Below are 9,868 nucleotides of genomic sequence, written 5' to 3' on the forward strand. Positions count from 1 at the left end.
GCCCCCAACTTCATTACGGTTTTGTCGGTAGCCAACCCCAAATTGCATGATAAATAGGTGGCCATGTAATGATTAACAAGAAAAGAATACTAATCAAAAAAATATATATCCACTTTAATAATGAAAGCTGAACTTTCCTTAACATAAAATGCAGTGCAAGCCAACTTAACACCCAAACTAGTAATGCAATCATTTCTTTCCCTGCATATACTCCAATCCCCCACCAACCAGGCAACCAAGAACCGATTTTTAATAAATATGGATTTGCTACTAACGGATTAGCTATGCTCCATATGTGACTAATAATTAATGCAAATAAGCCAACAATTATGGAGATCAGGACCGCTACGATTTCACCAGTTTTCCGCTGTTCAGTCATTGAATATCACCTAAACCCCTTTTATTTTTACCATTGTAATTCCAAAAACAAATCCAATTATTAAACAAATCCACATGAGCGTTAGTATAACAGCTATGGTGGAAGAAATAAGATTATTAGAAGTATGTTCCATTTGTTTTCCAAATCGATGCAATATCCATAATGCGCCAATTCCTAGTGGTAATGGAAATAGCCCAACAAATTCTTTATATTCCATTAAAATTAAATGAATAGACGGCTGGTGATAGATAAACCATTGTCTTGCTCCATCAGGTGCACGATAGCCAATGTATAACCAATTAGCAGTAATAATTGTAGCTGCAATTAGAGTATTTACTATCGTTAAAATAAACTTCAAACGTTTGACTGCGTCAGCCCTTCTTCTTAATAATGGATACAATAGGTGTAACATGTAACAACTTACCAGTATTGTTAACGTTGCACCGACACCATGTAAAACTGACAACCATTTATACTGACTATTATCTATGAGATGTAAAATAGGCATAATTAAAAATAAAAGAGCAGCTACACCAGCTTGTGTAACCGCTAAATCCCGTGCAGAAAATACTGGCTTCATTTATAGTTAAACCTTTCTATTTTCTTTTTTTAATAGTAGAAGAATCTCGTAACTCCTTAATCCACCGAATGACAATTACTCATAATCGATTGTAAGTTTAGGTCGTAAACCTTCATCTGATGTTTCACTTGAACTAATATCAATTCCATTTCGGTTATCCGAATTTGCAATAATTATTCCAGCATTCATTAAAGGGTTATCAATCCAAGATTGGACAATTGAAATACCTGATTCATTTAGATGAATTGTATGTGCTCCAGAATTACTAGCCGTTATCGTTCCAATTATAGAAGATTCACGGTCAGTCATCCCCCCTGCTCCTGGCACATCCCAGTTCGAACCATTTGTACTTTGCTCCCAGGTTACTTGAGACTCTGACCAATCACGCTTTAGCCCATATATTTCATAAGAACTTGAACTAGCATCAGTTATATTAAGGCTAATACTAGCTGAAACGACCTTTTTATTATTCGGAATAGTTGAAATATCCCATTTTAACAATGCATATTTATTTTTTCTACTGTTAGATGGATCATCTCCATCAACTAACAGAGATTGTTCTGAACCAAAGTTTTCTGTGGGGTTTTGTTCAGATAGATACGAATCTATCGCCCCTTCATACGTTGAAGTTGGATACAGCCCGTTTTGAAATTCTGATGTAGTTGTAGAAGATGTAGAGTCTGAATTACGTTTAACAGTAAACGAATCTAATAAGTTACTATTGATATCATAAAGCCTAAAATCAGAATTTTCATCAGCTACATCTACAACCATATAATGATAGCTCGATAATGGACCAACTTCGACATTTTTCGAATCCCTTACCGTTGATGATAATGGTGCCCCTGCTCCTCCTATCGTTAACTGATATATACTATTGTCAAATGTATAGCCATTATCATTAAAAGAACTATTGATTTCTCTTCGATTGTAGTTATGTTCATGACCCGTCATAACTGCAGTTACATTATATTTATCAAATATCTCCCATAATGCATCTCGTTCTCTTTCATTTTCATCAAGCGATCTACCATAATGTGCACCAATCGGGTATGCCGGAACATGAAACTGAACAAAATTATGTGTTTTTCCATTATTGTTAAGAACACTTTCTAACCAATCACGTTGCGATGAATCAATGACATAGTTCCCACTATTATCTTTGCGATTTGAGTTTAAAGTTATGAATCTCGCATTCCCATAATCAAAATAATACGCCGATCGTTTATAGCCAGATAGTTGGTTCGACGGTAAATGAGTAAAAGCATTACTAAAAATAGTTTCATCATCTTCATGATTGCCGAGTGCTGGATAATACTTATTTAACGGAAAATAATCATCTACAATGGCATTCCAATCAGATAATTCTTGAGCGACATCTGATCCACCCATGACTTGATCACCTGTAAACAAAATGAAATCAGGTTGCGGAGTTATATCTTGAACCTCGTTTAACAATGAACGTAAAGTTGTTTCATTAACTCCATCACTAGCGCCTCGACTATCCCCCATCACTATGAACCGAAATGATGTAGATGCTGCATTTGCTTGGTCATTGTCTTTAAAAGAAGTCACAAATAATGTTAAGACCATGATACAACATACGCCCACCATTACTACCCTCTTACTTAAAACGTTTCCCATTTTTCTCCTCCCAAAAATATAATCTACAAAAACTGACATTTATTAAGCATAGATGCTATCTTCACCCGATTCCTATATTATCAAATCCTTTTTGGTATTTGGCATTTTATTTAAAAACTTTACACTAGCTTTACTATTCTTAACTTTCTTTAATAAAGAAGTTTTTTCATTGATTACCGATCTAAGAAATAACCACACATAGATTCATGCCATTTTCTCTGCTTTTAAAACTATGACAACATACTACAAGTTCTAATTAATTTACACTAAAAAGAGAGTAAACATGATACATGGTCTGTATACCTCTTAAAAGCTTGGTCTATAATGATAAAAACAATAAGCAAGGGTAAGAATGAGGTGAGGAAGTGGCTAGGATAAATATCGCTATCGACGTTAGTGAAGGCATGGGTGAATTAGAGACGGTAAAGCAAGAATTAAAAAAGCGTTTAAATAATGAGGATATTAACTATGTAACAATCGTTGAGGATGAACACGAACCATTAATTTTAAGTTTTTCACCAATGATGTATACTTCACAAATTGATCTGTTAGAAAGTTTTCAGAAAGAGGTTCTAGATCCGTTATTTAATAAACGTTGAGGAGCCTTTTTTTATTGGCTTAACAATAACTCTTTTAAAAGTATGGCATGATCTTCATCAATTGTTCCAAGAGAACTTTCAGCCTCGTCAATAATAATAGCTGTTTGATTGAATTCATCAAACCAAATATAATAGTCGGTTAACAATTCAGGCATATTGTCATCATAAGTATAGAAAAAGGTAGCTTTCACATCTTCATGTCTAGATATTTTAGTATCTACATTTCTTCCCCATTTAATATTTTTATAGACATTTCTTATTACTTGAATTGACTCATTGTTTGTAATCATCATAACTTCATCTTCATAGCTCACATTCGATGTTGGCTTTTGTACATCCACTCTTGTTAGAAGATTAATATTTAAATCATTATGCTCCCCTTTCGGAATTGAGTTTGTACAACTAAATAACATAACTAAAACAAAATAAATTGATAAGTTCATTATTTTTTTCATTGGTGATTCAACTCCTTAACATTGTTGAAATCTCTTAATCAAGTGCTATTCATCCTCAATATTTAATTTGTCATATAACTCATCTGCAATTGGAAACATGTCAGGCTCTGTATGATAATTTACACCGTCAACCTTTATTAAACTAAACTGAAAAATTACATCTTCCACCTCATATAAAGTAATCGCACCCTAAAACTATCTCTTTGTTCTTGGTTTTCATTTGGAATAAATTTTACATACTGTATATTTTCTAAAAAAGCATAAATCACTTTTTTATCCAGGCTATTTTCGCATTGATTATTGCTTTTCGTACTAAAAACTGAATACGTAAAAACCAAGTATTTGTGTCATCTTTTCTCATATAAAATGAGGTCAATTGCATATCATTATTAATTGCTATTCTAAATTAGTCTTAATAGCAACAAAGTTTACGAAAAGACCCTTGAATTAAAACACAAAAACAACATTCCCATAAATTCCAAGCATGCTATAATTATACTATTCATTTTTTAACGAGGAGAACATATATGGAAAGAAATCTGATAATTGAACATAAAAATGGTCTGTTGTTAAATAGGACAACCAAGTTAGGAGAAAGAAGCTGGCGGAATGATCCTGTTTACAAATTCATTTTTTCAATAAATGGAGAGAGTCATTATCAAATGAAACAAACAGATGTAAAACTACATGAAAATAGTTTTCTATTAATTAATCCAATGGAAGATCATAAACAATTATCTATAGAAAAAGAAAAATTGCTAATTGAATTAGATGTTAAAGAACTTCAAGCTGCATCTGAGTCGATATTACAATATGGTGGGAATGATATTTACTTTGCACAAATGCCTCACTACAATCCACAATTGACAAAGTGGGTACAGTTTGTGAAAGATTTCGTGAGCCTTGAAAATGATAGTCTAGATTCATTACAGAGTTTTATAGATCATAGTACATCACAACTCGCAATAATGCTGATGAAATATTCCATTAATAGCCACTCACCGAATTGGCCAAGTCAACTATTTGAATCTCCGAATGAACAAATCCAAAAGACGATTAAGGCCATGAAGGAAAGCTATAACCATAAATGGACGTTGGATGATATGGCATCTATCGCCCATCTAAGTAAATACCAATTATCTCATATTTTCAAAGAAAAAATCGGCATATCGCCTTATTCATGGCTTCAATTATATCGCTTATATAAAAGTCAACATTTACTCGTGTATTCTAAAAAAACAATTATAGAGATCGCATTAGCTTGTGGTTTTTCATCAACTCACACTTATAATCAATTATTTAAAAAAGTGTACAATATTACCCCGACTATGTTTAGAAAAAAGTATGCGCGATAGAGAATATAATGAAGTCAATATGATTATCAATCCTGATAGCAAGAAGATTGTTTGCATGTTAATGAATAACGTTAAAATTCCGAATAAGCTTAACGATAGAACATTTGCTAAATATAATAGTACAGCATTGAAGCTAAAGCCCCTTCCGTGCATGTGTTCAGGAACTAACTTTTGAATGAGAAATACTCGAGAAAGGCCAGACATTGGCATACCAATACCAATAATGATGATTGCAATAAATATCGTATATAATTGTGTAGTCCATGTTAATATCACAATACCTATTCCCCATACAAGTGACCCACATAAGTACGTTTTTAAATTCATTTGTTTAAAGATAAGGGGAATAAGTAAATTTACACTTACGACTACTAAGCCAAAAACCCCTTGCAGCATAGAATAGATCGTTTCACTCTTATCACTGAGTTCAACTATCATTAACAGTATTCCTACATCCCAAACCCACGTGTTAAAAAAAACAACGATAAAAGTAATAGTGAACAAATTTCTCACATGTACATTTTTCTGTACCCACATAAAAAACTCTTTAATTGATCCATATGCTGCAAACAAACTTTTCTTAATAACTATTGATTTGGCTTCATTTATTCGAATTTTGTAAATGAAGAAGGCGCTAATGAGATATGAAAACACATCGAATGTAAAAAAGTGTATTACACCAACCGTATTTATTAATAAGATAGCTATAAACGGGCCTAATACCGAAATTCCTCTAGACACTGTATCAATCAAGCTGTTTGCAACTGTTCTCTCGTCAATCGATGTAATCGCTGGAAGCATCGCTCGATGACACGGATTAAAAAAACAACCAAAACTTTGGATGATAAACGCGAAAACAAGTAATACAAGGTATGTTAATAAATTCATATATTCTATAATAACTAAGGATAAAATAATCGGTGCTCTTAACATGTCAATTATAATTAAAAGCTTCTTTTTATTTACCTGGTCAGCTACCACTCCGCCAATTAAACCGAATAAAACGTATGGAATTGTTTCTGCAATGACCATCCCTGTAGTATGAAGGGCAGAGCCTGTCATTTCTATCGTCAAAAATAAAAATGCCCATCCAGTTAACCGATCTCCTAATTGTGATACAGCTCCTCCTAAAAAAAAGCGAAGGAAATTACGATTTTGAAATATTTTTTTATACATGATCATCACCTCAATATTTATGATAGCAATCACCATGTTTTATTCCTTCATAAATATTGCTGTATATTTCCACAACATATATATATTTTAGTGATAACTGAAAATATATGAGTTAACGAATAGTTAGATACTCTTTACAAAACCAATAACATGACAAGTATGTTAACCCCTTCTACAACATATGCATTATTCTTATTGACGTAAATATAACAACTGTTTGCATATATTTAACTGCTGAGTCAATACAAACTTAACACAGCCAGTTAGTGACCTGATTAACAATGTTCGTCTACCCGTAACATTAAGGCTAAAGTTTGCATTCACTATAGAGTGTAGAAAATGTGTTATTTCATTAAGCAAACGGGGAGTGAATTAATTGGGGGATATTAATGCACCTGAATATAAAAATTCAAAAGCACTCTTTGACTTTATCGTTTCAGTAAAAAAAGCAGAATCAATGTTCATTGAAACGAATGTTACACTCAATAAAGAAGGCCAACTTTTACTCGACTATAATTCTTTTAAACAAATGTATTCACTAAACTATGCCATTTTAAAACACCTAAAATCAAAGGAATGGAAAGTAAATGGGAAAGAGGTTTTTATGTATACAGATGAAAGAAAAAAGAGAACCATACTTACTCCGTACGATATTATGCCTTATGTAGAAAGCAAAAATTAGGTCAATGTATCGATCTAAATAAAATTGATCTTCTAGTGAGGTTAGATTTAGTTAAAATAGTCTACCTCATTTTTATATGACAAGTATAGATTTTTCTATAAAGGTGGATATACGCTATACTTTCCTTTTTATGTATATCTATTTGTCTTAAATTGTAATATGATAGCATTAGGTGATTATATGTTTACAATAATTTCTATTATTATTTTTTTTACTATTGTTATCCACAGTGTTGAAACATTATCTTATAGCATTCGTTTAGGAGGGGTTCGACTTAGAAAACTTGCAGTTTCATTATCATTAACAGGCGTTATTTTACTAGTTGCAAGGACATCGAATATGTTTCATGTAGTTTTACTCGGTGGAATCATAGATCAAGCTAGAGTGAATACAAGTATTGATATCGTACCTATTTTACGATTAGTGCTTTTAAGCGCAACCATTGGAACATTTATTGCGATTTTGCTATTTCCTACTATGACAAGGTTATCAGTTAAGGTCATAAAACGTTTTGAAATAGAGGGATCTGTTATCAGGCTTTTTAGTACGACAAATATTCAAAAACTGAAACATACTGCCAAATACGTAAAATACCCTAGATTTCAAATGTTACATAGACTCCGGATTGGCGGAATACCGAAAAGAATATTACTTACGAATATGATAGTAACTGCTATTTATACTTCAGGGGTTCTCGCGTCGTTATATGCTTCTTTACTAAATGATGAAACATCAACAGCTTCGTTAATGACTACAGGGGTTATAAATGGCTTTGCCACTATTTTACTTACTATATTTTTAGATCCTCAAGTTGCGTTGTTAACAGAAAAATCAATGCTTCATCCTAAAGGTGCTGATAAGATGGCTGAAACATATGGCTGGTTAATGATATCGAGGCTCTTTGGCACAATATTAGCGCAATTATTTTTAATTCCATCTGCGTATATGATTGTATGGATAACTAAATTAACTAATCTATTAATATATTAAAAGTTAACTTAGGTAGTAATTTATATAGCTGGTAAGATGATTACATCACTTGAGAAAGAAACAAAAAGGTCAAGCTCCACTGTGATTTGTGGGGCTGACCCTATTTTGTAAAATTCTTACAATCTAAATGAGCTTTTTAAAGAAACAATTAAGTTAAAAACAGTATGTTCATCAGAAGTATGCTTAGGATCTACATTAAAATACCCGTGTCTAAAAAACTGAAATTTATCTTGTGGTTTTACATTTTTCATATTAGGTTCAATAAACCCATTTAAGATTTGCAAAGAATTAGGATTTACACGATCAATAAATGTTTTTTCTTCCTTAATTTCTTCTTCTTGCTCTTCCTCATCTAAAATCAAAGGCTCATACAAACGGAATTCTGTAGGAATAGCTTCGTTTGCATCAACCCAATGAATGGTTCCTTTCACTTTACGTCCAGTAAAACCTGACCCACTTTTCGTTTCAGGATCATACGTACAATGTATTTCAATAACATTGCCGTTATCATCCTTGATTACCTCTTCACACTTTATGAAATAAGCATGCTTCAATCGCACTTCATTACCAGGGAATAGTCGGAAATATTTTTTAGGAGGATTTTCCATGAAATCCTCTTGTTCAATGTATATCTCTCGTGAGAATGGAATTTGTCTTGAGCCCATCTCAGGATTTTCAGGATTAATTTCAGCATCTAACATCTCTACTTGTCCTTCAGGATAATTGGTAATGACAACCTTCAATGGACGAAGTACCCCCATCGTACGTGGTGATGTTAACTTTAAATCTGCTCTAATAAAATGTTCAAGCATTCTTGAATCTACTTCACCTGTTCCTTTAGTTACACCTAATTCACGAATAAAAGCACGGATAGATTCAGGTGTATACCCTCTTCTTCGCAATGCAGAAATAGTTGGTAAACGTGGGTCATCCCACCCATCAACATATCCTTCTTCAACTAATTGTTTTAGTTTCCGCTTACTCATTACAGTATTCGTTAAGTTCAGACGCCCAAACTCAATTTGCTGTGGTTTGCTGTCCATTTCACTTTCTTCAACGACCCAATTATATAAAGGCCTTTGATCTTCAAATTCTAATGAGCATAGAGAGTGAGTTACATCTTCTATCGCGTCTTCTATCGGATGTGCAAAACTATATACAGGATAAATACACCACTTATCTCCAGTGTTATGGTGTGTCGTATGTGAAATACGATAAAGAACTGGATCTCTTAAATTTATATTAGGAGAACTCATATCGATCTTGGCTCTTAACACGCGTTCGCCATTAGCAAATTCACCATCACGCATGCGTTTGAACAAATCAAGATTTTCTTCCACAGATCGGTTCCGGTATGGACTATCTTTACCTGGTTCAGTTAAAGTACCACGGTATTCACGGATTTCATCTGGAGAAAGGTCATCTACATATGCCTTGCCTTTGTTAATTAATAAAATAGCACGGTTATACATTTCTTCAAAATAATCTGAAGCAAAAAATAACCCATCCCAATCAAAACCAAGCCATTCTATATCTTGTTTTATTGAATTGACAAATTCAATATCTTCTTTCAATGGGTTTGTATCATCAAAGCGCAAATTTGTTTTCCCATTAAATTCATCAGCTAAATCAAAATTCGTAATAATAGCTAATGCATGACCTATATGTAAGTAACCATTTGGCTCTGGTGGAAAACGAGTAGTGACATGATCACGCTTTCCAGTTTCTAAATCCTTCTTTATCATTGGTCTAATAAAATTAGATGAGTTATTGTCCACAATTTTTCAACCTCTCGTATGAAATAAATATTTATGTACCATTTTAGATTTATTAATATTTATATCATATATATTTATATTTTGCCAATAAGCTTTTCTACAAGAATTATTGAGGCTGGGACATAACTAGCCTCAAAAAGTGAAAAAGGTGAATTTGAGCGAGCTCAAATTCGCCTTTTTCTATTTAGAGTGGTAGTGCCTCTATTATCCTATTTGTTGGCAGTGAGTTT

General features: G+C 32.9%; 11 protein-coding genes. 4 read left to right on the top strand and 7 right to left on the bottom strand.

Translation table 11 applies throughout. The features are described 5' to 3' along the window. Nucleotides 1-13: 13 nt before the first annotated feature. The 3 genes from ACSVDA_RS20720 to ACSVDA_RS20730 all read right to left on the bottom strand — a co-directional run bounded on the left by ACSVDA_RS20720 (nucleotide 14) and on the right by ACSVDA_RS20730 (nucleotide 2,603). A complete protein-coding gene (locus ACSVDA_RS20720) occupies nucleotides 14-379 on the bottom strand; it encodes a hypothetical protein (protein ID WP_485885746.1) in 366 nt (121 codons plus the stop codon). Nucleotides 380-389: 10 nt separating this feature from the next. Next, entirely contained in the window at nucleotides 390-959 is a 570-nt protein-coding gene (locus ACSVDA_RS20725; RefSeq protein WP_485885748.1) for a hypothetical protein, read from the bottom strand. Nucleotides 960-1,034: 75 nt separating this feature from the next. Further along, nucleotides 1,035-2,603 (bottom strand): DNRLRE domain-containing protein, encoded by a 1,569-nt coding sequence (locus tag ACSVDA_RS20730; protein WP_485885750.1) that lies wholly within the window; start codon nucleotides 2,601-2,603, stop codon nucleotides 1,035-1,037. 365 nt (nucleotides 2,604-2,968) lie between these two features. Between ACSVDA_RS20730 and ACSVDA_RS20735 the strand changes: the two genes are divergently transcribed. After that, nucleotides 2,969-3,202, top strand: a complete 234-nt coding sequence (locus ACSVDA_RS20735; RefSeq protein WP_485885752.1) for a hypothetical protein — start codon at nucleotides 2,969-2,971, stop codon at nucleotides 3,200-3,202. An 11-nt stretch (nucleotides 3,203-3,213) separates the two neighbouring features. Here ACSVDA_RS20735 and ACSVDA_RS20740 read toward each other — a convergent pair whose 3' ends face one another. Continuing rightward, nucleotides 3,214-3,657, bottom strand: coding sequence for a hypothetical protein (locus tag ACSVDA_RS20740; RefSeq protein WP_485885754.1), 444 nt, complete (start codon nucleotides 3,655-3,657; stop codon nucleotides 3,214-3,216). Between the two features lie 45 nt (nucleotides 3,658-3,702). Continuing rightward, entirely contained in the window at nucleotides 3,703-3,825 is a 123-nt protein-coding gene (locus ACSVDA_RS20745) for a hypothetical protein (RefSeq protein WP_485885756.1), read from the bottom strand. Between the two features lie 359 nt (nucleotides 3,826-4,184). Between ACSVDA_RS20745 and ACSVDA_RS20750 the strand changes: the two genes are divergently transcribed. Next, the gene (locus ACSVDA_RS20750; protein ID WP_485885758.1) at nucleotides 4,185-5,012 is read left to right on the top strand and encodes a helix-turn-helix transcriptional regulator; all 828 of its coding nucleotides are present in this window, start codon (nucleotides 4,185-4,187) and stop codon (nucleotides 5,010-5,012) included. Here ACSVDA_RS20750 and ACSVDA_RS20755 read toward each other — a convergent pair. Beyond that, nucleotides 4,953-6,224 (bottom strand): MFS transporter, encoded by a 1,272-nt coding sequence (locus ACSVDA_RS20755; protein ID WP_485885759.1) that lies wholly within the window; start codon nucleotides 6,222-6,224, stop codon nucleotides 4,953-4,955. The genes ACSVDA_RS20750 and ACSVDA_RS20755 overlap by 60 nt on opposite strands. Before the next feature lie 340 nt (nucleotides 6,225-6,564). On the opposite strand from ACSVDA_RS20755, the gene ACSVDA_RS20760 reads away from it, so the two are divergent. Together ACSVDA_RS20760 and ACSVDA_RS20765 are read left to right on the top strand one after the other, a co-directional pair. Further along, complete coding sequence (locus tag ACSVDA_RS20760; protein ID WP_485885761.1) at nucleotides 6,565-6,870, top strand: hypothetical protein; 306 nt, start codon at nucleotides 6,565-6,567, stop codon at nucleotides 6,868-6,870. Between the two features lie 180 nt (nucleotides 6,871-7,050). Further along, nucleotides 7,051-7,860, top strand: a complete 810-nt coding sequence (locus ACSVDA_RS20765) for a lipid II flippase family protein (RefSeq protein ID WP_485885763.1) — start codon at nucleotides 7,051-7,053, stop codon at nucleotides 7,858-7,860. 116 nt (nucleotides 7,861-7,976) lie between these two features. On the opposite strand, the gene ACSVDA_RS20770 is transcribed toward ACSVDA_RS20765, so the two are convergent. Beyond that, nucleotides 7,977-9,638, bottom strand: a complete 1,662-nt coding sequence (locus tag ACSVDA_RS20770) for a glutamine--tRNA ligase/YqeY domain fusion protein (RefSeq protein WP_485885765.1) — start codon at nucleotides 9,636-9,638, stop codon at nucleotides 7,977-7,979. Between the last annotated feature and the right edge of the window lie 230 nt (nucleotides 9,639-9,868).

The organism is Cytobacillus sp. Hm23 (genome assembly GCF_051842895.1).
In the GTDB taxonomy this organism is placed as follows: domain Bacteria; phylum Bacillota; class Bacilli; order Bacillales; family SM2101; genus Nanhaiella.

What these genes read in the sequence shown, in the direction of transcription:
- ACSVDA_RS20740 (WP_485885754.1), bottom strand. Translation starts at nt 3,657, where the DNA reads ATGAAAAAAATAATGAACTTATCAATTTATTTTGTTTTAGTTATGTTA.
- ACSVDA_RS20750 (WP_485885758.1), top strand. Translation starts at nt 4,185, where the DNA reads ATGGAAAGAAATCTGATAATTGAACATAAAAATGGTCTGTTGTTAAAT.
- ACSVDA_RS20755 (WP_485885759.1), bottom strand. Translation starts at nt 6,224, where the DNA reads ATGGTGATTGCTATCATAAATATTGAGGTGATGATCATGTATAAAAAA.
- ACSVDA_RS20720 (WP_485885746.1), bottom strand. Translation starts at nt 379, where the DNA reads ATGACTGAACAGCGGAAAACTGGTGAAATCGTAGCGGTCCTGATCTCC.
- ACSVDA_RS20730 (WP_485885750.1), bottom strand. Translation starts at nt 2,603, where the DNA reads ATGGGAAACGTTTTAAGTAAGAGGGTAGTAATGGTGGGCGTATGTTGT.
- ACSVDA_RS20765 (WP_485885763.1), top strand. Translation starts at nt 7,051, where the DNA reads ATGTTTACAATAATTTCTATTATTATTTTTTTTACTATTGTTATCCAC.
- ACSVDA_RS20725 (WP_485885748.1), bottom strand. Translation starts at nt 959, where the DNA reads ATGAAGCCAGTATTTTCTGCACGGGATTTAGCGGTTACACAAGCTGGT.